A 23,906-nucleotide genomic window follows, 5' to 3' on the forward strand; every position below is an offset into this window, starting at 1 on the left:
GGATTACGATTACTTATAATCCGGGCTACATAAACTACTTGGCGCTACTTAAAAACCTTGTCCGCCTAATGTAACCGTAGAGCGTTTTTCCAGCGCTTCAAATATATCGTCTGCATCAACTTGCTTTGTGGTAATCCAATCTGCTAAAGCACTTGCTAACATCTCTGTGGTTGCTTGCTGCTCTTTCTGAGGTACTCCAGCAATAACCGGCTGCCCGTTTGACTGCGCTAAGGCAGCGACGGATACCGTATTGTTCGATTGCGATAAATGTTTAATGTAGAGATCCAGCAATCGTGCGCGAAATAGTTCGGGAGTTAATTCTTCATCTTCACGTGTGCTTAAAATCGCTTTTCTATATTGCTCGAAAGACTGCACCAGCTGTTTTTTGTCTTCTTCGAGTAAATGAATAATATCATGCAGTGTTTCTCCCCGCTCCTTTGTATTCTCAACAGGCTCAGGTGCATTAATGGCTAATTGACCAACATACGCAAAGTCTGCTTTATGTTTCACAGCAGGGAAATATTGCTCCCCTTGAACTTGGATTACTAAATTAATTTTAGACATCATGCTTCTCCGTCATATACTTCTTTTTTTCTCAGTTCCTTTCCGAGTTCTTTAAAAGATAATGTAATACTAACCCCCAGTGTCTGCGCCAACGCATTTAAAGCACTTGCGGGCAATTGAATTGTGGGATCACGCAAATAACTTTTTGGTGTTTCAGCACTTAACCCATCAAATACTTCACGGTACATCAGCGGATGTGTATATAGCTCATCCACTGCCAGTTGACGTAGTACATATGCCATACACTCCACTAATTCTGACTTACGAGAACTATTGAGTAGCATTCCCATACGCTCTGGGAGTGTTAAATACGGCTGATTACTGACATATTTGGGGAAATGTAGATAAAAACGCTCCAAAATTTTTTTCAGAGTAACATCATTACCACGTTGGGAAGTACCTTGTAAGGAATCAATCAGGGCTACAGCAACAGCATGAAATTGTTCCGTACCGACGTTAATAAAATTACTGTATTCTGCACGTGGCCTAGGCTCATGATGTACATAAGCTCTAGTATTAAAAAAACCGGCCATAATACTCTCCCGCCCCGCAATATAATTTCATTCTAATGAATCAAAATTAAGGAAATATTAACTACCCAACATCATCAGCATAAATCTACAATTCCTCGCACGTGTCTCAAAAAAAATTATAGCAATAAAATAATACTTAAAATTAAAATTTTATACTGGATGCTATAATTTTAATCGATTATACAATAATAAGACAGCGATTAATGACTTTTTATGCTTTGCAATGATATGAAATTTAGGCAAACTACATATAAAACGAATAAATCGGATATATTAACACTTGCTAATTTTTGGCATGTCACATCACTAAAGGATGACTTTGAAACCCTGGATACCTTATTTGTTTTGCATGCTTCTCGTACTCTTAACCTTGCTCATTCATGTAAGATTGCGAAGAAAGCAACTCAATGTAAACCGCTGGCAAAAATCATTAAAGTTACAAAAACACGCCCAAGTGTTTCACCAACTCTATACCGATGTCAACGGGTTTATGCTCTCAAAAAATGCACGCCAAGAATACGATGCCATGGAATACGCTTATGGAGAAATCGAATTTTCGTCGTTTATCGCGCTCATATCATTAACCCAACCCAATGAAACTACTGTCTTCTATGATTTGGGCTCAGGGACAGGCAAGGCAGTGCTGGCCTGCAGCATGGTCTTTCCCGTACGTCAAAGTGTAGGAATTGAATTATTTCCCGAACTCCATTTTGTTGCGTGCAAACAAGCCGAGCAATTGGCAAAAATAGAACATTATGCAATGCAAGCAAAAAAAATTAAATTTATTTTAGGTAATTTTCTTGAGGTAGATTTAAGTGATGCAACGCTTATCTTCATTAATTCCACCGCTTTTTTTGGACCTACGTGGGAAAAGCTTTGCGCAAAACTGGATCAGCTATCACAGCTGAAAAGCGTTATTACCACCAGTAAAACATTATCCTCTGACCATTTTACTTTGATAAGACGCGTTAAAGTTGAAATGAGCTGGGGAGTCGTCCTCGCTTATGTTCATTCTCGAAAAAGTACATCGACTAACTGTCTTGAAAATATTGAATAATTTTTTTCCCAGTCTATACTTATAAAACAAGGGACAATTGTCAGCTAATCTGTATTGGTAGCAGACTTTGAAACACGCGACAACACGAGGTGGGTATGATCAAATCGGAACTCATTGAACAAATCGCTGCTCGAATGACGCATCTTACTGAAAAGCAAGTTGCTGATGGAATAAATAAAATATTGGAATTAATGAGTGATGCACTCATTAAAAATCAAAGAATAGAAATTCGGGGATTTGGCAGTTTTTCTCTTCATTACAGACCTCCACGTAATGCCCATAATCCCAAGACTGGCGAAAAAGTTGTGACTAAAGCAAAATACAGTCCTCACTTTAAACCAGGAAAAGAATTACGTGAACGCGTTGATGCATCACGAGATAAATATAAGTTACCCGATGAAGAATAGGGTACCTTGATTTGTTGCACACCAATGATCGGAAATCGTAGCCTGGGTGATGCACCGCAAAACCCGGGCTAGGACATTCAATCTTTATCCAAACTAAGTCCGCGGTAGCGTGACGCCTGTCTGTCCCTGATATTTTCCACCACGATCACGATATGAAACAGCACAAACTTCTGCAGCTTCTAAAAACAGCATTTGTGCTACGCCCTCATGCGCATAAATCTTGGCAGGCAATGTCGTAGTATTCGAAAATTCCAAAGTGACATGTCCTTCCCACTCTGGTTCTAAAGGAGTCACATTAACAATAATTCCACAACGCGCATACGTAGACTTACCAAGGCAAATGGTTAAGATATTACGTGGAATTCGGAAATACTCTACGGTTCTTGCTAGTGCAAACGAGTTAGGAGGAATAATGCATACATCGGATTGCACATCAACAAAACTGTTTTCATCAAACGCTTTGGGATCCACAACAGCAGAATTAATGTTAGTAAAAATTTTAAACTCATTAGCACAACGCACATCATATCCATAGCTAGATACACCGTAGGAAATAATTCTGCCATTTTCTTTTTCACGCACTTGCCCTGGTTGAAATGGAGAGATCATTCCATGTTCAAGCGCCATTTTTTCTATCCATCTATCTGATTTAATCGACACAGTAAACACCTCATGAATGCTTCAAAATGAGTGTTCTATCATAAAAGCCGGATAAACGAAAGGTTGTATTGATATTGTACTTGATATTTCTCGATGATTTTATTTATCCACAACCGCATTTCCGGAGGTAAGCATAGGCCGTAACCCGGGGACAATAGGAAAGTCCTGGGTTACGATTCCATCGTTGTTATTGGGGAGGCAAACTTATTTTTTTTTCGCAACCATATTCGATAAAATGTCGCCTAATTCCATTGGCATTGGAAACACAATAGTTGAGTTATTTGTACCTGCTATTGTAGCTAAAGTCTGCAAATATCGTAGCTGCATCGCCTGTGGTTGTTGCGCCAATACTTGTGATGCTTGCAATAATTTTGAGGAAGCTTGTAACTCCCCTTCGGCATGGATCACTTTCGCGCGGCGTTCACGCTCTGCCTCTGCCTGTCTCGCTATGGCCCGGATCATACTCTCATCCAAATCAACCCGCTTAATTTCTACATTAGACACTTTAATACCCCAGTTGTCTGTTTGTGCATCCAGTATTTTTTGTACGTCACTATTTAAGCGTTCCCGTTCAGAAAGCATTTCGTCGAGCTCATGTTGCCCCAGCACAGAACGAAGTGTTGTTTGTGCCAATTGACTGGTTGCTTCATAATAATTCTCTACCTGGATAATTGCATTTTCTGGAGCCACGACACGGAAGTATAAGACCGCGTTGACTCTTACAGAGACGTTATCTTTGGATATAACGTCTTGACTGGGGACATCCATAACTATAGTACGTAAGTCGACTCGTACCACCTGTTGGATTACCGGAATAATAAGCACTAAACCAGGTCCTTTTACTCGCCAAAAGCGGCCCAGCATAAATACAACACCCCGTTCATACTCTCTGAATACTTTAACTGCTGATAACAAAAGCAGCAGGATCAGTACGATGATTACCGTTAAAAAAGGTCCCATTTTTTACCCTCCTTGATTACCTGCATCTTCTTCAATATCCAACACCAGTCCCGAAGCTGCAATGACTTTTATTGACGTGTTTGCTGCAATAAATTGTTTTGCGCGCACGCTCCAAATTTCACCGTGAATTATTGCTTGTCCTTCTAGATTAATATCACCCAATGTTCGTCCTTTCGCGCCTAACAAAACAACAACGCCATGCTTTACACTTTGTCGTCTTGCTTTTATCGCCATACCGAGTAAGATCACAAAAAGAACGATATTCACCAACACCATTGCCGCTATTGCCGACCAAGCGATATGATACAACGCATTATTGGTATCCAGTAACATAATAGACCCAATAATAAAAGCAATTGTGCCGCCGCCACCTAACGAACCATAAGCGGGAATAAATGCTTCCGCTATAATAAATCCTATACCTAATATAATAAGGAAAAAGCCTGCATAATTAATTGGTAATAATTGGAATGCATACAGTGCGATACACATTGATATAACACCTATTACTCCCGGTAATAAATGTCCTGGATTGACCAATTCAAAAAAGATACCGTATATTCCAAGTAACAGCAGCAGATATGCCACCGTGGGATCTGTAATTATCGATAGAAACCGTGTACGCCAATCAGCTTCGACGCGCTGAATGTCGGGACTACTGGTATTGAGCGTAATTTTTTGATTGTTCTGCATTACGGATACACCATTCAACTGCGCTAATAAATCCTTTTCATCAGCAGCAATATAATTAATGACCCCTTCTTTCAAGGCTTCTGTAGCAGTTAATGTTTCGGCATTCACAACAGCCTTTTGGGCAAAATCAGCATTTCGCCCTCTCAATTGAGCCAGTGAACGTATTGTTGCTACAGCATCATTAGTAATTTTTTTATCCATCGTTGTTGGCTTATTTGTACTCTCGTTTCCCAAACCTGCTGCTTCCAAATTAACTGGGCTTGCGGCCCCCAATTGTGTTCCTGGTGCCATAGCTGCCAAGGTACTGGCATAAAGCAAGTAAGTCCCAGCGCTTGCGGCACGTGCACCATTGGGACTGACATAAGTGACGATAGGAACATTAGAAGATAAAAATTTTTGAATGATTGTGCGCGTTGCCGCCTCGAGTCCACCGGGGGTATCAATAATAATTAAAATTAAATCTGCCTGTTGCGCCTTATCAATATTGCGGACAACATAATCTGCAGTCGCCGGCCCAATCGCACCTTTGATATGTAGTTCAATAACTTTTGATGCATAGGAGGAAGCATAAATAAGAAATAGGCCTAACAGTAAACCAAATCGGAATCCAAATCTGTTTCGACCAAATAATGTGAATACGGACCTTGGCATGCGATGAGAATGACACATGCTCCTTTCCTTTATGAAATACGGTATATATGATAAAAGATAGCACAGTTTATGTGCTTTATTGCCATTTGAACTGCGGCAGACTGCCTTAGACCTTGGAGGTCTATGGGTAACCTGGGCGAAAAATGTATCCCAGGTTACATGCGTTTCAAGAATAGATTTTTTAGAAATAGACCCCAATCTGTGCAGAAACCGTATCCGAAGTACCACCTGTTCCCAATGTCGGAGCGTTTATAACCCCTGCAGGCGCTGCACCATTAGCAAATTGGTTTGGTCCATAATCGATTTCGTGTCGATATTCGATGCTTTCTACGGTATCTTTCCAAATGGAAATATTAAATACACCAATAAAACGTTGTTCAGGTAAATTTAAAGCAAGCGCATCTTTTGTCCATTGATAGCCCACACCTATAGATGAAGGTCTGTTGAATGCTTTAAATGTCACATCAATTTCAGTCTGTAATGCTTGCGGTTGTGCACCACGACCATTAAAACTTAAATCTTGAGCCCTAAATGCTTCAATAGCGCCCACCCATTCTGCGGCAAAGTTAAATCGGTCATATCCCAGATTGCCATAAACATCTACAGCTTGGGTCTTGCGTACTGACTCGTTTCCGTTAAGTAAGGAACCAAACCCACCAAAAGTTCCTGGATTTGCAGCAGTACTTTGCATTCCAGCTGCATCATTTATCGAGCTGATATAGCTTGCGCCTACTTCACCGCGAATTTCGTCAAATGCATAGGAGTATCCCGCGTTCACCCCTCCAACACCCGCTCTTCCTAATGTAGTATCACTTCGATAGATATATGTAGAGATAAATGGACCAGTCTCATCTTGAGATTTATAACCTAAAATAAAAGGACGTGTTTTCGTGCGCGCCATATCCAAAGTTACTGGTGAACTGATCATGGAGCTGGAATATCGTCCAAAGGGCACATATAGTTGTCCGGCAGTAAAATAAAATGGCGTTTTATCCAGATTACCAATGTTAACAAAGCCCATATTCAAGTTAAATGCTGAATTATTAATTCTTGGTCCAACTTCGGGTGGACTGGCATCGTAGGCTATTGCAATATAAGCTTCAACGTTTTGGTTTAATGCTGCAGCAACATCGAGCTCACTTGAACCTAGGGTTAAATCAACATTCGTTCCCCCAACATAATTACTATTAATCATGCCTACAGGTTCTGCTTTACCACTAAGTGCAATGATTGGCCTGTCAGGGATTGGATACCCCATATTTTTATAGGCCCTATATAATTTTCGACGTTGTTGCATCAAACGAATGTCCCGATTAATACTCGAAATATTCACAATATAATCAGAGCCATCAAATGCCGGTCTATCACCCAAATAGGGAGAAGCGACTACCGGCGTTCCTGCAATGTAGGTAACCACACGGTCTTCTGCTACTAGGGCAGTTGGATAAAATCCTATTGTTTCTGGGTGTTCTTTAGGCGTGTGTACTGAAATTGTTGATGAATGGTATTTAACCATTTTATCTTGTTCAGTTTGCTGGTGCTCATGTTTTTTCCCACGCTTTTTATGGGGAGCATGTACTCGTTTTTTGTTTTCCACTTTCGTCGTCTTAGTTGAATGACTGACTTTACTGGTAACAAGTTCTTTTTGTAAGGCATTTAATTGCGTTTGTAATTGTTCTGCTTGTTTTTGTAAACGAGCTATTTGTCGTTGTAACTGTTGATCATGTTCCGCATAGAGTGGCGATGATAAACAGACTAGAGCCAATATGATTTTTTTATACTGCATGCGGTACTCCTGTTCATTATTTTTACTTCCACCTCGGTAGGGCAGAAAATTATATCTCGCTAAACAGGGAGTGGCTAGCTTATTTTTCACAAATATGCTTAAATTTTGCAACTTAATGATTTGTATAAAAAAAACCCATAGCGTATGTATGGGTTTCAATTAAGAAATTCTCTAGGTGAGATGACGGAACTATTTTATGCGTTACCAACTAACTTCAAGCCAAAATAGGGACCAAATACTCCATAATCAGTTGGACGCACTGGGCCTGCTAAATTGGGGAATGGTTGTTCTAGTAATACGTTAAAGTAATTTACTACCTGATATCCCGCTTGAATATTTGCAACACCTATAGGAGTAGAAAGGGCATAATTCGCACCAAGTTTTGCTTCTAAGCTTGGAACAATGCCTTTTTTACGGTAGAACACTTGCTCAACAATAGCTTCGGTCGGTGATACAACAAAACCGGCATGATACTTATTCGTACCAATGAGGATGGAGCCTGCTCCGTTTGCGGTTAAGCTGAGTGCGTTCGTAATAGAGAAAGCGTAATCAATTCCTACAACTGGTCCAAAACCTTTATAATCAGTATTGTCAAATTTAGAAAACGGGTTGCTTGCAATAAAAGGAATTTCCTCAGTTATATAATAGTTTGTAGATGTTGATTGAATGTTCGCATATTGCAGACCAGCATAAAAGCGCATCTTATCTCTCATGCTGAGATCTACGTGCTGTCCCATAACGGCATTTACTTGGTCTATTCTATTGCGGCTAACTAATTCAAATGGAGCTGGGATTGCTGGTAGCCCTACTGCAGGTATAGTGAGAATTCCTGCAAGCTCTGTTGGATCTGTGGAAGTACTAAAATGCATCCAATTAATCGTTATATCATTTCCTGTATTAAAATGATAAGAACCTTCTAAACGATATCCCCAATTCCAGTCACTTTTTATCTCTTGATTTAAAGGAAATGTACCAGCTTCTACAGATTTGTTAGGACCAAAAATTGATCTTAAATAAAGTGCTTGCCCACTAAAATCCCAAAGATTTGTTATGCATGGTACAGTAACATTACCAGGGGTACACGCTGGTCCCATACTACCAGCAGTCGCTACACCGGCTACCAACCCTAATACAGTTATAGTTGCTTTCTTAAACATGAATACTCCATTAGAAAAAAAAAGCCCATCATTAATGACGGGCTTTTATAAGATCTTAATCAATTAAGAAATTAAACGTTTCCAACATACTTCAGACCGAAGTAAGGACCAGCAGCACCGAAGTCAGTTGCAGTAACTGGTAATACAGTTGTGTTTAAAGCATGGAAGTAGTTGAACCACATGTAACCAGCATCCAGAGTTAAATCACCTTGAGCCATTGCATAAGTGTAGTTAGCACCTAATTTAGCTTCCAGTTCAGGAACGATCGAAGTTCTGCTTCCAGAAACGTCGAAATCAAATGTTTGTGCACCAGTTGCAGGATCAAATGTATCGAAATCGTATCCGTGCTTAGATGTACCAACTAATATTGCAGTAGCTGCTTTAGCATAAATACCAAAACCGTTACCGAATACATAGTTCATGTCGATACCAGTGCGTGGACCAAATCCGTTGTATTGAGTATTACCTTCGAAACCAACAAGAACATCATCAACATCGCCATCAACATCAGCAGCAAATGCATGAACACTTCTCTTGATGCTAGCGAATTGGAAACCACCGTGGAAACGGATTTTCTTGTTAGCGCTGAAGTCAACGAATTGACCTAATTCACCGTTAACTGCATCCCATCTGTTTTTGTGACCAAAACCGATTTCTAACTCAGGAGCGAATTCTGGAGTAAACTCGTGGTTATTCCAGCCAGTATCCAAGTGATACCAGGTTAAAGTGATGTCATTACCAGTGTTGAAGTGGTAAGAACCTTCAATTTGGAAGCCCCAGTCCCATTGAGCAGACAAATCAGTGTCAATAGAAGCACCAGTTGGAGTAACGTCCAAATTTAAAGAAACATTGTTATCGGTCATTACCTGTAAAACAAGAGCTTGTCCGCCAACATTCCATGCAGTACTTGGACATGGGACAGTAACATTACCTGGGGTGCAAACTGGGCCCATAGTACCAGCGAATACTGCACTGCTACCTAAAGCAAGAACAGCTAACGCTGTTTTTTTCAAATTTAACATGCTTATCTCCACTTTTTATTATTATTTCCGTTCGTTACCAATTTTAAATTGTTAGCAACGGTACGCATATTCGCTCTATACCGAGAGCGTACCTTGCTCAATTATCTAACCGGACCTTCATAAAGTCAACAGTATTGATTAAATTTATTAAAACGATAGCGAATTAAACGTTTCCTATATACTTCAGGCCGAAATAAGGACCAGCGGCACCAAAGTCAGTAGCTGTAACAGGCAACACGGTTGTATTTAACGCATGGAAGTAGTTAAACCACATATAACCAGCGTCAAGAATCAGGTCGCCTTGTGCCATTGCGTAATCATAGCTGGCACCTAACTTAGCTTCCAGTTCAGGAACAATCGCAGTTCTGTTTCCATTCACTTCGAAATCAAATGTTTGTGCACCAGTTGCAGGATCAAATGTATCGAAATCAAATCCGTGCTTAGATGTACCAACTAATATTGCAGTAGCTGCTTTAGCATAAATACCAAAACCGTTACCGAATACATAGTTCATGTCGATACCAGTGCGTGGACCAAATCCGTTGTATTGAGTATTACCTTCGAAACCAACAAGAACATCATCAACATCGCCATCAACATCAGCAGCAAATGCATGAACACTTCTCTTGATGCTAGCGAATTGGAAACCACCGTGGAAACGGATTTTCTTGTTAGCGCTGAAGTCAACGAATTGACCTAATTCACCGTTAACTGCATCCCATCTGTTTTTGTGACCAAAACCGATTTCTAACTCAGGAGCGAATTCTGGAGTAAACTCGTGGTTATTCCAGCCAGTATCCAAGTGATACCAGGTTAAAGTGATGTCATTACCAGTGTTGAAGTGGTAAGAACCTTCAATTTGGAAGCCCCAGTCCCATTGAGCAGACAAATCAGTGCTAATTGAGGCACCAGTTGGAGTAGTATCCAAATCTAAAGAAACATTGTTGTCGGTCATTACTTGTAAAACAAGAGCTTGCCCACCAACGTTCCATCCAGTACTTGGACATGGAACCGTAACATTACCTGGGGTGCAAACTGGACCCATAGTACCTGCGAATAATGAACTGCTGCCCAAAGCTAAAATAGCTAAAGTAGTTTTCTTTAAACTTAACATGCTTATGTCTCCGCATAAATTATTATTATTTTCTGTTTCATTGATAACTCTCTACTAGGAGTTGTCATTAGCATGCCTTCGTCGCTTCAGGTCGATGCATGCAACAGTGTGAGTATTAGCAGTGGAATGGAATAAGTCAAGAAGATTTATTAAAAAAATTAATATTTTTCAATGAGATATGCCTTTTTTGTTCATTGGATATTTTTTTTGCGCAGCATGGCGATACTTTAGACCCCTTGCTAAAAACAATCCGCTGTATCCCATTGTCAATAAAGCTTAGCCTTAGAATGCAATCCTAAGGCTAATTAATATAGTGAATATATTATAAGTTGCAACCATTTTTTTTAATTAAATGGTCTATTAATTTATGACTGAATTATCAGGTCTATTTTTTTATTAACGTGATCACAACGCGACGATTTGCTGCTCGACCTTCATCTGTATCATTTCTCGCGATTGGATAAAGCTCACCAACCCAAGTCACATGGAGTTTTTCTTTAGGTACGCCAAGCTTTAACAGATATTTTTTAACAATCTTGGCCCGGTCTTCAGATATTGCGTTGTTATAACCCTTACGTCCATTTGCATCAGCATAACCAATGACTTTTATTGCTTGTATTTGGGGATCCGCGTCCACATACTGAGCAATACGGCGTAATTGTTCCTTATCTTCATCAGTTAACTCTCTGTCATCTTCTTCATAATGGAACACGCTCTTTCTTATTTGTTGATAATCAAACGGTAGTAAATTGCCAATACATTCCTGATAGCGAGAATAAGGTTTCTGGAATCCAACAGGTGACAAAGCAACCGTTGTGCTAAAACCGGTTTCAGCACGGTAACTGAAATTTGGTTCGTAACCCTGCATTAAAAAAGTAAGTAACCTTAATGTAGCATCTCGTCTCAAATAAAGACCATATTCGCCTGGTTTAACCATTGATTGACCAACTAGAAATGAAGGGGATTCCGGTTTCCACATCGGTGATTTTATAATAATTTTAGTGGGTAAATATCGTTGCACCTCATTCCAGGTTCGTAAAATAAAATGCGGCGGTTTGGCTGCATATTGTTCAAAATATGCGATGCCGTAATTAGGAATAGTAAGTGACAACCCGCAGCGAATTGGATTGCGGCTTACTCGCCATCCCTTTGCCCCTAAGGGATTTGCAAATTGCACTTGAGTCATCGTATATGCTGTGCTTATTGTCAGCAGAGTACTCAATGCGATACATGTTAGAAATTGTCCTTTGTGATTCACAAATGCCATCTTTTACTCATTCCTGTGGCTTATTTCATGATATCCTTAGTTATCGGCAAGAACGCAGGAATCTTTACTATGCAAACACTAATAATTAATCGTCCTGATGATTGGCATGTCCATCTTCGTGATAATGAGATGTTACAACACACAGTAGCAGACTGTGCGCAACACTTTGCACGTGCGTTAGTTATGCCAAATCTTAAACCCGCTCTAACTACATTATCTTCAATTAATGAGTATCGAAATAGGATCTTAAACGCCCTCCCTAAAGGAAGTGATTTTGAACCTTATATGACTTTTTATCTAAATGATTCAGTGCATGCCGAAGAATTACATCAAGCAGCACAAGTTTCTTATATACTTGGTGCAAAACTTTACCCTGCAGGAGCAACAACTAATTCTGAAGCAGGTGCAAAATCACTTAAGGATCTTTATCCCCTTTTTGAGGCCTTACAGACTAATGAGTTAGTACTCCAAATTCATGGAGAAGTGACCCATAGTGATATTTTTGAACGTGAATCTTTATTTATTGATGAATATTTAAAACCAATTGTAGCGAACTTTCCCAAACTGCATATCGTCCTTGAGCATATATCAACCCAAGCGGCTGTCGAATATGTGAGCGAAGCGCCAGCAACTGTTGCAGCAACCATTACACCACATCATTTATTATATAATCGCAATAAATTGCTTGTTGGTGGACTTAGACCACATTATTACTGCTTACCTATTTTGAAACATGAAAATGATCAAAAAGCATTGCAAAATGCTGCCTGCAGTGGCAACCCTAAGTTTTTTGCTGGAACAGACAGTGCGCCACATAGTGTCAATACAAAAGAAAATGCATGCGGCTGTGCTGGAATTTATTCGGCGCCATATGCACTTGCTTTATATGCACATGTATTTGATGAATTAGGACAGTTAAAACATCTTAATCATTTTCTCAGTCGCTTTGGCGCTGAGTTCTATCAATTACCCATCAATCAGCAACACCTCGAATTAATTAAATCCCCGCAAACAATACCTGACTATCTACCGTTTGGCACAGGCCAAGTAGTCCCAATTGCTGCAGGTGAAACCATACAATGGAGCGTTCATGGGCTCGCACGATAGTTTACCTAATATGAATTTAAAAGAACGGTTTCGTGGTTTTTTACCTGTGGTTGTTGACGTAGAAACTGCAGGGGTAGATCCATCCAAAAATGCATTGCTAGAAATGTGTATCGTACTAGTTTTTATGGACAAACAAGGTAATCTGCACCGTGGTGAGCGCTATTTTGAACATATTTTACCTTTTCCTGGTGCCGAACTGGATCAAAAGTCTCTAGAGTTTAATCAAATTGATCCCTACCAACCGTTACGTTTTGCTATAGATGAAAAAACTGCTTTAGAAAATCTATTTAAACCTATTTTTACTGCGCTTAAAAAAACTCAATGCCAACGCGCTGTTTTGGTCGGCCATAATGCATGGTTTGATTTGCTGTTTATCAAGGAAGCCATAAAAAGAACTGGCGTTAAATCCCCATTTCATGCATTTACTTGCTTTGATACAGCAACATTAGGCGGATTCATTTATGGGCAAACAGTATTAGCCAAAGCGGTACAGGCGGCAGGAATTCAATTTAATGCTCAGGAAGCACATTCGGCTATTTATGATGCAGAAGTAACCGCCGATTTATTTTGTCACATGGCGAACAAGTGGAAAGTGGTACAAGAAGTAGATAAAAAAAATCAAAATGCTTTAGATTAGAATGGGGATGTAGGGTAGCCTCCAAAGGTCACCCTACACTATAATCTTACAATGTTTCAGAATGTTCGGCCAAATAAGCAGCCACACCTTCAGTGGATGCCTTCATGCCCGCTTTACCTTTTTCCCAGCCAGCAGGGCACACTTCGCCATTTTCTTCAAAGTGCTGTACCGCATCAATGATTCTTATAATTTCATCCATGTTACGACCAATCGGCAAATCATTAACGATTTGTGAGCGAACAACACCATTAGTATCGATAATGAATGCACCTCGGAATGCAACACCTGCAGCAGGATGCTCAACACCATAAGACTGACAAATACTATGAGTCATATCTGCAGCCATAGTAAAGCGAACGGGGCCTATACCACCCTTATTCACTGGAGTATTTCTGTATGCATTATGAGTAAAGTGTGAGTCAATAGAAACAGCAACCACTTCAACATTACGACGCTTGAACTCATCAATTCGATGATCTAAAGCAATCAATTCAGAAGGGCACACAAAAGTAAAATCAAGAGGATAAAAGAACACGAGACCATACTTACCTTTTAAATGCTCGTGTAAATTAAATTTATCCATAATCTCACCGTTAGGCATTACAGCAGCTACGGTAAAATCAGGGGCTTTTCGTCCCACTAATACACTCATTCTATGATCTCCATCATTATAGTTATTATTTATCAATATTATGCAGCAATCGCATCGCGCAACATGGTTTCTAATTCACCTTGTTGGAATAACTCAGCAATGATATCAGAACCACCGATTAACTCACCCTTCACATAAAGTTGTGGGAACGTGGGCCAATCAGAATACTGGGGCAATGTTTGGCGAATGTCAGGATTAGCCAGAATATCGACATAGGCGAAGTCTACGCCGCACGATTCAATGCATTGCACTGCACGCGCAGAAAATCCACATTGTGGCATCTTCGGCGAGCCTTTCATATAAAGCAGGATGGCATTTTCTGCAATTTGCTTTTTAATTTTTTCTAGAGTATCCACGCGCACACCTTAAATTAAGAGAGTTAATTACGCTCATTATCGCGAAAAGCTGTAAAGCCCGCAACCAATAAATTTTTAGCCCAATAGATTAACAGATCCGAAGCAAAAAGCCAACTAATGCCCCATTTGAGCTAATAATAATCAAGAAATTCTTGTGGATGTCATATGCCAATTACGCTGATTACCACAAATCGAAGAGTCAGATAGCTACGCCGCTTTTTTTAGTATTATAGATAATCTTCATTGAATATCATGTCCTTCCTGCTACACTTACCCGCAGAATAAAATAATAGGAGATTAGGATGACATTTACATTGCCTGAATTACCATACGCTAAGAATGCGTTAGAGCCACACATTTCCAGTGAAACCCTTGAGTATCATTATGGCAAACATCATCAAGCCTACGTGACTAATTTGAATAAACTAATTCCTGGAACCGAATTTGAATCCATGAGCCTGGAAGAGATCATCAAAGAAGCCAAAGGTGGAATATTTAATAATGCGGCCCAAGTTTGGAATCACACCTTTTATTGGCATTGCCTCAGTCCCAATGGTGGTGGCGAACCCAAAGGTAAATTAGGCGAAGCAATTAATAAGCACTTTGGTTCATTTGATGAATTTAAAAATCAATTTACACAAACTGCAATTACTACGTTTGGCTCCGGCTGGGCCTGGCTTGTTCAAGATGGTAGCGGTGCTTTAAAAATAATCAGCACCAGCAATGCGGGTACGCCAATGACTGAAGGCGTCACGGCATTATTGACTTGCGATGTATGGGAACATGCTTATTATATCGACTATCGTAATGCACGCCCTGATTACGTTTCCGCATTTTGGAAATTAGTCAATTGGGATTTCGTAGCCAGTAATTTGAAATAAGCATTTCTTTTTACTGAGGAAGCCTTTCCTGCATATAGCCTAGAAAAGAAAGTTATGACTATAATGTGACCATCACACGCTCTCTCCCAGAAACGGGAGAGACAATTTTTGAGTTGGGATCAATCCTTCAGTTTTAAGGAAAATACTATGGCTTTAATTACGAGTTACAATCCTATGCCAATAACTTTTACCCATGGAGAAGGTGTTTGGTTGTATGACGAACAAGGAAAGGCTTATCTTGATGGCTTAAGCGGGATAGCAGTTTGCGGGTTAGGACACGCCCATCCCGATGTGACACAAACCATACAGCAACAAGCAGCTAAACTCATTCATACATCCAACACGTTTCATATCAAACAGCAAGAATTACTTGCCGAAAAATTACTATCTATGACGGGGATGGAACAAGTTTTTTTTGCTAATTCAGGCGCTGAAGCGAATGAAGCAGCCATTAAATTGACTCGCCTTTTTGGTCATAAGAAAGGAATAGAAACTCCTTCTATTATCGTTATGGAGCGAGCATTCCATGGCCGCACTATGGCAACGTTAACTGCTTCGGGAAGCCGTAAAGTACAAGCAGGTTTTGAACCCTTGGTACCCGGCTTTATTCGTGCTCCTTTTAATGATCTAGATGCCATTCATACGATTGCCGCAAATAGAGAAGATGTTGTTGCCGTAATGCTTGAACCCATTCAGGGCGAAGGGGGAATTTATGCTGCGGAAGAAGGTTATCTGCGTGCTCTGGCAAAGCTATGCGAACAACACGATTGGATGCTGATTTTGGATGAGATCCAAACAGGAAATGGCCGCACCGGAAAACTGTTTACCTACATGCACTATGACATTCAACCAGATGTTGTTACTACAGCTAAAGGCTTGGGTAATGGCGTCCCTATAGGCGCGTGTCTGATGAGTAAAAGAGCAAAAGATTTATTTAAACCAGGGAATCATGGTTCGACTTTTGGCGGTAATCCCCTGGCTTGCGCTACAGCTTTAACTGTCTTGGACGTCATAGAGCGCGATAAAATTTGTGAGAAGGTCACAAGAAACAGTGCCCTTTTAATGGAAAAATTAATCAAAAATCTTGGCGAACATCCAGGTGTAAAAGGGATCCGTGGCAAGGGTTATATGATTGGTATTGAATTAGATCGACCTGCGACCGATGCGCGTTTATTGGGACTTGCCAACGGCATATTATTTAACGTGACTGCAGAGACCGTGGTACGTCTTTTACCACCATTGATTATTACCGAAGATGAGATTGATGAGTTAGTTAAGCGATTAACCCTAACGATTAATCAATTTATCAAGAATTAATCTTCTGCTAGATATGCGGAACGCTACCAGGGTTTCGCATATACTAATTTATGCACCAGTTCATTTCTTTTGTAGTAGGCCAGGAACCTTAAAGCCACTCATCCTGAGAAGGATAGGACGAAGGAAAGCCTGCACTTTGTTCAGGATGGCGTATCTACATCGCCTTGTTTTTCAATGCCAACTTTTCGTGCACTCTCTTCATATCAATCGATTTTTGCCATTTTGAAATAATCAATGCAGCAATAGCGTTACCAATCATATTGGTTAAAGAACGCCCAGAAGACATAAAACGGTCTACTCCAAGAATGATAACCACGCCCGCAACAGGAATAGTACCTACAGCAGCTAAAGAACTGGCTAATATAATAAAACCACTGCCTGTAACACCAGCAGCGCCTTTTGAACTGATAATCATAATAATTAATAAAAAGATTTGCTGATGGAGGGTTAAATCAGAATTGGTTGCCTGAGCAATAAATAAAGCAGCAAGAGTAAGATAAATTGCCGTTCCATCTAAATTAAAAGAGTAACCAGTTGGGATTACCAAATCTGCCACAGATTTATTACATCCTAATTCCGCTAATTTTTCCAGTAAGTTTGGCATGACTGTTTCAGAAGATGATGTTGCAAAAACAATAAAAATCTCCGTTCTAAAATAATAGATCACTTTAAATATATTTAAACCTAAATAAAAATAAAGTACGCTGCCCAAAATAATTACAACAAATACAATGCAAGTTAAATAAAAACAAATCAATAAGGTAGTTAATCCAAGTAAAGAATGAGCGCCATATTGACCCACTGTATAGGCCATAGCAGCAAACGCAGCCATAGGCGCATAATACATCATCGCATGAATTATCTTAAAAAATATTATTGCCAAATGCTCGCAACCTTCTAAGATAAATTTTCCTTTATTGCCATAAGACATTAAGCCTAATGCAAAGACTATTGCAACAAACAATACCTGCAAAATGTCTCCATGCACAAATGCACTAAAAAATGTTTCAGGAACAATATTTAGTACAAAGTCTGGAACATTATCTATCTGTTCTGCTTTACCAAGGTATGAACGGGCCTCTGATATATTTAAAGACGACGGGTCAATATTCATCCCTCGGCCCGGCTGGCATATATTCGCAACAATCAACCCTAAAGTTAAGGCACAAACAGTTGTTATCAAAAAATAAATCAGTGCTGTACCGCCAATCCTACCCACTGCCTTTAAGTCACTCATGGCAGCAATGCCTGAAACAAGTGTTAAAAAAATGATGGGAGTTATCATCATTTTTATTAGCTTTATAAATAAATCAGCAAAGGGTTTAAAAGAAACCGCTAAGGTTGGAGCAACAACGCCCAGGATGATACCAATAACAATTCCAACAATAACCTGAACATATAACTGTTTAATCAATTTCATAACACGTCCATTAATTACAATGATGGCCTTTCGGCAGATCAGACGTAACAACTAGTTGTTACGTTTATAGCTTTTCCACCACTTACGAAATCCCAGGTTAATAAACTTCTTCTTTCATGATTTCAAAAAAATCGATAACGGTGTCATAAATTTTTCTTAATGCTTGGTTCCTCGATTTTAAATTCAAACACGTATCTTCTTCCGCGTCCACCGCTCGCAGTTTTTGCCAAATAAGCTCAAACATATGGGCATCTATTTTTTTTAATTCCGGCAGCCTATGATTAATTTTTTCTAGAAGGACACTTTTTTTATTTTTTCTTGACGCAAATAACCTTCCCTCCAATCTGTCCATCAAATCGTGCAATTCATGTTCTTGACCACTGCACGTAATGCGCATAAAACCATCATGCTTCGACAGCCCAAAATAAGACAAAGGGGTAATCATCAAATTGTCTTGGAACAAAAGATAATAAGCCAACTCCTCATCCGTTTTGACCATACCCGTTTTCTGTAATACTCGTGCAACCTCTTTAGGCAAAGGCAGACCGAACATATCGCTAAAATCGGCAAGAACATAAAAAGTGGCCTCTATATGATAGAGGGGATCCGGCATAGCAGCGCCCATGGCTTTTAAGCGCTCAACGACATAATCGACCTTCTTCTTATAAAATGCCGCAATACTCTTTTTTTCCTCATCCCTAAAATTCGCCATCGTTTCGGCATAGGCTGCTTGTGCTGAACGTGGCGCATGGATGAAGTAGCTGATGTTTTTATTGAGCATTTCATTCATCAAGCTTGATTCAAATACTAAAAGTACTGCCATACGCTCACCGGCAGCGGATAAAGCCTTAGTCGCCGAGCGTAAGATGATCACTCGTTCTTGCAAATCTGGGGCAATTCTTAAAAAAGAAGGCATCTCCGCAAAACTCATCTCGGTATACGCTTCATCAAAAATGATGTACAAATCCGGATACTGGCGCAAAACATCGGCAATTTTACTTAACTCACCGGCATCAATAATGTTTCCTAGAGGATTTGATGGATTACAAATTAATATCGCTTTTGGCCAACCATGGTCCATTTCAGCTAATGCATAAGCCTCTTTAATGCTCTCTGCAACTGCTTGCGCAGTAAGTTTGTATCCTGGTGCATCCATGACATGAATAGGATGCAAACAATGTGATGGATTGTTTGAATACACACTGTAATAAGGAAAAGGGGTGATAATTCGATATCCTGGAACATCTTCATAATGAGTATTAAAGGTCTCAAACAGCACCCGCAAGGCACCGATTCCACCCACCGTAAATAATATGTTTTCTGGGTTAATTTCTGCCGTATACCAGTGAGACATAATATCCGCCATTAATTTCCGTGGCGCATAATCACCGCGAGGATCGCCATAATCAATGGCAATATCCTCTTCAATCTGATCAGGATCCATTTGCCATTTTTTGATTAAACCATCTAATCTTTGCCAATAGGAAAGATAAGAGGCAATCGTATGTGAATTAATGGGATAAGTTGGCTTTCCAAGACCGGCAAAGATTAGTTTTTTCGTTGCGGATAAACCTTGTGCTTGAATTTCATCCCTTAACGTATTTGCCCATAAGGCCAACAACATTACTTTTTCAATTTTATTAGCACAATGCCCATCAGGAGTTAACATAATGTCACCGGAAATTTAACCTTGCTCATTATATCAGAATACAAATAAAACATAATATCAAGTTTCAGAACAACTGAATCAATAAAAATCCTATGTTGATAGAAAATTAGGGATTATTTATCTATGCTTAAAAATAAAAGTGTTCTTCTATTTCAATTGAGTCAGTTGACCCCGCTCAAAAATACATGATAATTCATGTTTTTTAGAATTGGGATGCAATATACGCTAAATTAAGAACTATTATTGATAATGGAAAAAAATGGCAAAAAAAGAAACCTCCAACTCGACGAATTTAGTAGCCGATTTAGAAAAAACAATCCATACGTTGCAAAAGAAAATCAATCACTTGGAAGCCCAGTGCAGCCAATTAAAAGGCCTGCTTGATGCCTTGCCTGGAGATATTTATTGGAAAGACTTAGCAGGTGTGTGGTCTGGGATGAATCAACGCTGTGTTGAAAGTCTTCACCATATGAAATTTATCACTGAATGCAGTGAAAATGAGGTTATTGGTAAAACGGATTATGAGATATTTAATAAACAAAGTGCGGAGCTTTTTCGGACCAACGATCTTGAAGTAGTCGAAAAAAATGTTGAATTGTCACGGGAAGAAAAAACGCTTTTACCTTCAGGTGAAGAAATTATTTTACTTTCGACTAAAAAACCATTATTGGATAAAGCAGGCAAAATTGTCGGTATAGTTGGTAATACCATCGACATCACTTATCTCAAAAAAATCGAAGCGGAGCTCACGCAAGCTAAAGACAAAGCAGAAGCAGCAAACCGCGCTAAAGATGAGTTTATTCGTCATATGAGCCACGATATTCGTACCCCCTTAAGCGGGATTATTGGCATGTCGAGCATACTGGAGCAGGCGGCTGAAGATACGCAATTAAAAGAACATGCGCATATGATCAATATCAGTGGAGAGCACCTCCTTGCTCTGCTTAATGGGGTACTCGATATTATTGCGGCAGGTAGTCAACAAGAAAATATAATCAATGAATCGGTATGCAATGTTCATGATTTGATTCGCAGCATCACGGATCTGGAATTTCCGACCATTACTTTGAAAAAACTGGATTTAGTAGTGAGTGTTGACATGAATACGCCGCAATGGATAACGACAGATGTGATAAAGCTGCACCGGATCTTATTAAACCTATTAGGTAATGCGGTTAAATTTACGGAAAAAGGTGTTGTTGAAATTGGTGTCCGGCCAAAATCACAAAGCCCTGGCAAAACAGTTCTGGAGTTTTTTGTCAAAGATACGGGAACAGGCATTAAACCAAAAGATAAAGATAAAATATTCAAACGTTTTTATCGTGCAACACCTGCTGATCAAGGGATCTACTCAGGCCATGGTGTAGGGCTGCATATAGTGAAACGCTATACTCAATTATTAAAAGGAAAAATACGTGTCGACTCAACCTATCATGTGGGGACTACATTCACACTGACAATTCCCGTACATCACGCAGAACAACCTACAAACAGGCATGAGCCAGTCGCATCCAGCATCGCCGCGAAAAAAAGTACTCTAGAAAAAGCAAAGGGCGCACCCTTTGTACTGCTTATTGAAGATAATGCGATTGCTTTAAAGATGATAGAGAATCTTTTGCAACAACTTAGGATCCGCTTTTTATCGGCATCGACAGGGAGCAAAGCACTGGAATTATTTCAAACACATATTTTTGACTGGGTATTAAGCGACATCGGTCTGCCTGATACTACCGGGATAGAATTAGCGAAACAATTTCGCTTGCATGAACAAAATCATCATCGCCCCCCCACTCCCATCATTGGTTTAACAGCCCACGCTGTGGCTGATGTCGAAAAGGAGTGTTTGCAGGCAGGAATGAATCGAGTAATTACTAAACCCCTGCGCAGTCATATGCTGGAAGAGTTCTTGGAACATTACAACGTCAATCCACAAGCTCATGATTTGCCCTCCACCAAGTTTGAATCCATGCTGCCCATTGATGAATATCCATTATTCGATATGACTCATGGGGTAAACAATCTCGGCTCAGAAACGGCACTCAAAAAAATATTGCCCCTATTCATTGAAGAAAATGTCAAAGACTTAATAAAAACAACACAAGCATGGGAAAAACAAGATCTCATTGAGATTCATAAAATCACCCATAAAATAAAAAGTAGTGCCCTTTATTGTGGTACCATCCGCATGCGTCATGCGTGCGAGGCTCTGGAAAAGCATTTCCAACACCATCCACAAATGTACCCGCAAGCGCTGTACCAACAATTTCTCCAAGTGCATCAGGAAACCATCGCCGCGGTGCAAGATTGGATCCAACAATAATTTAATCTTGTGTTAATATTGCCCAATGTGTATAATGGCGAGTACTTACGTAGAGCACCTTAAAATCCAAGGTTATTATGGCTGGCTATTTTCCTCTTGGTGATATTGTCTTTCCGTTTTTATTTAAAGATGGTAAAGGCCAAATTGAAACAAAAGCGTCCTCGTTAGAGCTGACATTAGAACAGCGCGATAACGTGGTGATGGTGCATGAGTCAATCCCCGTTCAATCACTTGAAGCATTCTTTAAGTTTCTTGAGACGAGACCAGATTTAACCAAAAAACACATCTTGTTTGGCGTCATCGGCCAAGGAGCGACCGAACAACATATTGTCGCTATGCATCTCCCACCCAATGGTGCACAAGCTAAAGTCTACGACTCCAAATACAGTAATCCTGAACGTTTTTTTGCGCGTGAGCCATCAAAAAATACCATCACCGGAATTGCAAAAGGCTTGTTTCACGCCTTAAACCCATTCGCAAGCCCAGAACAAACGGTTAACTTAAGCCATTTTAACGCGCAGCAAATTAAATCAGCCAGCTATTATTCTTTTGGAACCCAATCATTTTTTGATGGCGTTACTTGTGGTTATCATACCGGGAGTCTCATCAAAACTTTAGCAGGTTTTCTTGAACAAGATCCCAATGCCAACCCAAGTCCTAAACAGCTTTTAGATGCAACCACCGCTCCCGTAAGCACTTCAGCCCAAAAACTGTGTATGCACAAGGCACCAAGAGTTCCAGAAACGTCTTTTTTTTCTTTTGTGAAAAAAGCCTGGCAAGATACTTTTTTGCCTCTTGTTGCCGAAGAAGAAAGGGATGCCCATCATTTTGGGCATTACTTTATGGGTTGGCCACAGGCCAACGGCTCTAAAATAGCTTATTTTATAACCCTAAAATTTATTACTGCGCCGATAACTAATTTGTTGTCACTTGCCGTCGAGTTTCCACTTAATCTGTTGAGTGAGGCATCCTCTTTTATAAAGAATAAATTATTTTCTTGGGCGCCAACCAATGGCGTAACTCAGAGCATACGCAGTGTTTTACTGCTCACAACTATGGGTCTACAAGGATTATTTCAAGGTGCATACTATCTGCTGAGAACGATTACTTCGCCTATGGCCAGCTTTAAGGCAGCGCATAAAATTCATCCTGTCTTGGGATACCTGAGTGCTTTAGCCTCAGCATGTTTTATTGGTGCAATAGTCGCCTCACTGACAATATTCGCACCGCCTATATTAGCAGCACTGATGCCAACTATGGGACCTGGTGCAATTGCCATGCTCAATATTCTGGCCTATCCTTTTGCCCAATTATTTTCTTTATTGAGTGTATCGATTCCCGCTGCTACAGGCGCTGCCCTCACTTTTGCCACCGGCGCATTAACTTTAGCTATCCTGCATATGCTCGGTCGCAAAACAATTTATCCAGAAGAAGGCACGTCAGCAGCAGATAACAAAAAAGTGTCACCGCCACGGACTGTGGATATTGAGGATGAAGATGACAGTGATGATCTTCTCAAAGGATATGAAGTAGTGGGGGAAAGCGAGCCTTATGTTCACGGAACAAGTGGGATGTTAAATACTTCCTTTGGACGACGACGCCCCGTAAAAGCCAAAGAAAAATCTGGCGATGGCATCATCCCTCAGGATATCATAGTACATCACTCAATATAAAAA

22 protein-coding genes are annotated in these 23,906 nt (G+C 40.0%); 8 read left to right on the forward strand and 14 right to left on the reverse strand.

Going from position 1 to position 23,906, the window contains the following annotated elements; all coding sequences use genetic code 11:
- Positions 1-48: 48 nt before the first annotated feature.
- Positions 49-567 carry a hypothetical protein gene (locus BGO44_RS14920; protein ID WP_058511459.1) on the reverse strand — a complete coding sequence of 173 codons (519 nt, stop codon included), beginning with the start codon at positions 565-567 and terminating at the stop codon, positions 49-51.
- Positions 564-1,097 carry a hypothetical protein gene (locus tag BGO44_RS14925; protein WP_058511458.1) on the reverse strand — a complete coding sequence of 178 codons (534 nt, stop codon included), beginning with the start codon at positions 1,095-1,097 and terminating at the stop codon, positions 564-566. The genes BGO44_RS14920 and BGO44_RS14925 overlap by 4 nt, the downstream gene beginning before the upstream one ends.
- A gap of 313 nt (positions 1,098-1,410) precedes the next feature.
- Between BGO44_RS14925 and BGO44_RS14930 the strand changes: the two genes are divergently transcribed.
- Complete coding sequence (locus BGO44_RS14930) at positions 1,411-2,154, forward strand: class I SAM-dependent methyltransferase (protein ID WP_058511457.1); 744 nt, start codon at positions 1,411-1,413, stop codon at positions 2,152-2,154.
- A 95-nt stretch (positions 2,155-2,249) separates the two neighbouring features.
- Complete coding sequence (locus BGO44_RS14935) at positions 2,250-2,561, forward strand: integration host factor subunit beta (RefSeq protein ID WP_058511456.1); 312 nt, start codon at positions 2,250-2,252, stop codon at positions 2,559-2,561.
- Between the two features lie 93 nt (positions 2,562-2,654).
- On the opposite strand, the gene dcd is transcribed toward BGO44_RS14935, so the two are convergent.
- From dcd to BGO44_RS14975, 8 genes are all read right to left on the reverse strand, one after another.
- Positions 2,655-3,221 carry a dCTP deaminase gene (gene dcd / locus BGO44_RS14940; RefSeq protein ID WP_058511455.1) on the reverse strand — a complete coding sequence of 189 codons (567 nt, stop codon included), beginning with the start codon at positions 3,219-3,221 and terminating at the stop codon, positions 2,655-2,657.
- Positions 3,222-3,425: 204 nt separating this feature from the next.
- A complete protein-coding gene (locus tag BGO44_RS14945) occupies positions 3,426-4,181 on the reverse strand; it encodes a slipin family protein (protein WP_058511454.1) in 756 nt (251 codons plus the stop codon).
- Positions 4,182-4,184: 3 nt separating this feature from the next.
- Positions 4,185-5,525: an NfeD family protein gene (locus BGO44_RS14950; protein WP_157070769.1), complete on the reverse strand. Its 1,341-nt coding sequence runs from the start codon at positions 5,523-5,525 to the stop codon at positions 4,185-4,187.
- Between the two features lie 181 nt (positions 5,526-5,706).
- Positions 5,707-7,311 (reverse strand): LbtU family siderophore porin, encoded by a 1,605-nt coding sequence (locus BGO44_RS14955; protein WP_058511453.1) that lies wholly within the window; start codon positions 7,309-7,311, stop codon positions 5,707-5,709.
- A 194-nt stretch (positions 7,312-7,505) separates the two neighbouring features.
- On the reverse strand, positions 7,506-8,468 hold the full coding sequence (locus BGO44_RS14960; protein WP_058511452.1) for an Lpg1974 family pore-forming outer membrane protein: 963 nt from the start codon (positions 8,466-8,468) through the stop codon (positions 7,506-7,508).
- A gap of 71 nt (positions 8,469-8,539) precedes the next feature.
- On the reverse strand, positions 8,540-9,490 hold the full coding sequence (locus BGO44_RS14965; RefSeq protein WP_058511451.1) for an Lpg1974 family pore-forming outer membrane protein: 951 nt from the start codon (positions 9,488-9,490) through the stop codon (positions 8,540-8,542).
- A gap of 163 nt (positions 9,491-9,653) precedes the next feature.
- On the reverse strand, positions 9,654-10,604 hold the full coding sequence (locus BGO44_RS14970) for an Lpg1974 family pore-forming outer membrane protein (protein WP_286823181.1): 951 nt from the start codon (positions 10,602-10,604) through the stop codon (positions 9,654-9,656).
- 385 nt (positions 10,605-10,989) lie between these two features.
- The gene (locus BGO44_RS14975; protein ID WP_058511449.1) at positions 10,990-11,871 is read right to left on the reverse strand and encodes a flagellar protein MotY; all 882 of its coding nucleotides are present in this window, start codon (positions 11,869-11,871) and stop codon (positions 10,990-10,992) included.
- Positions 11,872-11,940: 69 nt separating this feature from the next.
- Between BGO44_RS14975 and pyrC the strand changes: the two genes are divergently transcribed.
- Positions 11,941-12,978 (forward strand): dihydroorotase, encoded by a 1,038-nt coding sequence (gene pyrC / locus BGO44_RS14980; protein WP_058511448.1) that lies wholly within the window; start codon positions 11,941-11,943, stop codon positions 12,976-12,978.
- Complete coding sequence (gene rnt, locus BGO44_RS14985; RefSeq protein ID WP_058511447.1) at positions 12,962-13,615, forward strand: ribonuclease T; 654 nt, start codon at positions 12,962-12,964, stop codon at positions 13,613-13,615. The genes pyrC and rnt overlap by 17 nt, the downstream gene beginning before the upstream one ends.
- Positions 13,616-13,661: 46 nt before the next feature.
- Here the strand turns inward: rnt and BGO44_RS14990 are convergent, their stop codons facing one another.
- Together BGO44_RS14990 and grxD are read right to left on the reverse strand one after the other, a co-directional pair.
- Positions 13,662-14,267 (reverse strand): peroxiredoxin, encoded by a 606-nt coding sequence (locus tag BGO44_RS14990; RefSeq protein WP_058511446.1) that lies wholly within the window; start codon positions 14,265-14,267, stop codon positions 13,662-13,664.
- A gap of 38 nt (positions 14,268-14,305) precedes the next feature.
- Positions 14,306-14,623, reverse strand: coding sequence for a Grx4 family monothiol glutaredoxin (grxD, locus tag BGO44_RS14995; protein ID WP_058511445.1), 318 nt, complete (start codon positions 14,621-14,623; stop codon positions 14,306-14,308).
- Positions 14,624-14,925: 302 nt separating this feature from the next.
- Between grxD and sodB the strand changes: the two genes are divergently transcribed.
- Complete coding sequence (gene sodB, locus BGO44_RS15000; protein WP_058511444.1) at positions 14,926-15,504, forward strand: superoxide dismutase [Fe]; 579 nt, start codon at positions 14,926-14,928, stop codon at positions 15,502-15,504.
- 147 nt (positions 15,505-15,651) lie between these two features.
- Positions 15,652-16,821, forward strand: coding sequence for an aspartate aminotransferase family protein (locus BGO44_RS15005; RefSeq protein WP_058511443.1), 1,170 nt, complete (start codon positions 15,652-15,654; stop codon positions 16,819-16,821).
- A gap of 154 nt (positions 16,822-16,975) precedes the next feature.
- On the opposite strand, the gene dctA is transcribed toward BGO44_RS15005, so the two are convergent.
- Positions 16,976-18,241, reverse strand: coding sequence for a C4-dicarboxylate transporter DctA (gene dctA / locus BGO44_RS15010; RefSeq protein WP_273198687.1), 1,266 nt, complete (start codon positions 18,239-18,241; stop codon positions 16,976-16,978).
- A 97-nt stretch (positions 18,242-18,338) separates the two neighbouring features.
- A complete protein-coding gene (locus tag BGO44_RS15015) occupies positions 18,339-19,910 on the reverse strand; it encodes a pyridoxal phosphate-dependent aminotransferase (protein ID WP_273198686.1) in 1,572 nt (523 codons plus the stop codon).
- Positions 19,911-20,169: 259 nt separating this feature from the next.
- On the opposite strand from BGO44_RS15015, the gene BGO44_RS15020 reads away from it, so the two are divergent.
- Both BGO44_RS15020 and BGO44_RS15025 read left to right on the forward strand, forming a co-directional pair.
- Positions 20,170-22,230 carry an ATP-binding protein gene (locus BGO44_RS15020; RefSeq protein WP_058511440.1) on the forward strand — a complete coding sequence of 687 codons (2,061 nt, stop codon included), beginning with the start codon at positions 20,170-20,172 and terminating at the stop codon, positions 22,228-22,230.
- 77 nt (positions 22,231-22,307) lie between these two features.
- Positions 22,308-23,903, forward strand: a complete 1,596-nt coding sequence (locus BGO44_RS15025) for a hypothetical protein (RefSeq protein ID WP_273198685.1) — start codon at positions 22,308-22,310, stop codon at positions 23,901-23,903.
- The last annotated feature ends 3 nt before the right edge of the window (positions 23,904-23,906 follow it).

Origin of the sequence: Legionella sp. 39-23 (assembly GCF_001897665.1) — a bacterium.
In the GTDB taxonomy this organism is placed as follows: Bacteria; Pseudomonadota; Gammaproteobacteria; order Legionellales; family Legionellaceae; genus Legionella; species Legionella steelei.

Coding starts and splice junctions, on each gene's coding strand:
- BGO44_RS14970 (WP_286823181.1), bottom strand. CDS start 10,604: ATGTTAAGTTTAAAGAAAACTACTTTAGCTATTTTAGCTTTGGGCAGC.
- sodB (WP_058511444.1), top strand. CDS start 14,926: ATGACATTTACATTGCCTGAATTACCATACGCTAAGAATGCGTTAGAG.
- BGO44_RS14975 (WP_058511449.1), bottom strand. CDS start 11,871: ATGGCATTTGTGAATCACAAAGGACAATTTCTAACATGTATCGCATTG.
- BGO44_RS14920 (WP_058511459.1), bottom strand. CDS start 567: ATGATGTCTAAAATTAATTTAGTAATCCAAGTTCAAGGGGAGCAATAT.
- BGO44_RS14990 (WP_058511446.1), bottom strand. CDS start 14,267: ATGAGTGTATTAGTGGGACGAAAAGCCCCTGATTTTACCGTAGCTGCT.
- BGO44_RS15005 (WP_058511443.1), top strand. CDS start 15,652: ATGGCTTTAATTACGAGTTACAATCCTATGCCAATAACTTTTACCCAT.
- BGO44_RS14945 (WP_058511454.1), bottom strand. CDS start 4,181: ATGGGACCTTTTTTAACGGTAATCATCGTACTGATCCTGCTGCTTTTG.
- pyrC (WP_058511448.1), top strand. CDS start 11,941: ATGCAAACACTAATAATTAATCGTCCTGATGATTGGCATGTCCATCTT.
- BGO44_RS14955 (WP_058511453.1), bottom strand. CDS start 7,311: ATGCAGTATAAAAAAATCATATTGGCTCTAGTCTGTTTATCATCGCCA.
- BGO44_RS14935 (WP_058511456.1), top strand. CDS start 2,250: ATGATCAAATCGGAACTCATTGAACAAATCGCTGCTCGAATGACGCAT.
- BGO44_RS14960 (WP_058511452.1), bottom strand. CDS start 8,468: ATGTTTAAGAAAGCAACTATAACTGTATTAGGGTTGGTAGCCGGTGTA.
- rnt (WP_058511447.1), top strand. CDS start 12,962: ATGGGCTCGCACGATAGTTTACCTAATATGAATTTAAAAGAACGGTTT.
- BGO44_RS15015 (WP_273198686.1), bottom strand. CDS start 19,910: ATGTTAACTCCTGATGGGCATTGTGCTAATAAAATTGAAAAAGTAATG.
- BGO44_RS14965 (WP_058511451.1), bottom strand. CDS start 9,490: ATGTTAAATTTGAAAAAAACAGCGTTAGCTGTTCTTGCTTTAGGTAGC.
- BGO44_RS15025 (WP_273198685.1), top strand. CDS start 22,308: ATGGCTGGCTATTTTCCTCTTGGTGATATTGTCTTTCCGTTTTTATTT.
- BGO44_RS14930 (WP_058511457.1), top strand. CDS start 1,411: ATGACTTTGAAACCCTGGATACCTTATTTGTTTTGCATGCTTCTCGTA.
- BGO44_RS14925 (WP_058511458.1), bottom strand. CDS start 1,097: ATGGCCGGTTTTTTTAATACTAGAGCTTATGTACATCATGAGCCTAGG.
- BGO44_RS14950 (WP_157070769.1), bottom strand. CDS start 5,525: ATGCCAAGGTCCGTATTCACATTATTTGGTCGAAACAGATTTGGATTC.
- dctA (WP_273198687.1), bottom strand. CDS start 18,241: ATGAAATTGATTAAACAGTTATATGTTCAGGTTATTGTTGGAATTGTT.
- BGO44_RS15020 (WP_058511440.1), top strand. CDS start 20,170: ATGGCAAAAAAAGAAACCTCCAACTCGACGAATTTAGTAGCCGATTTA.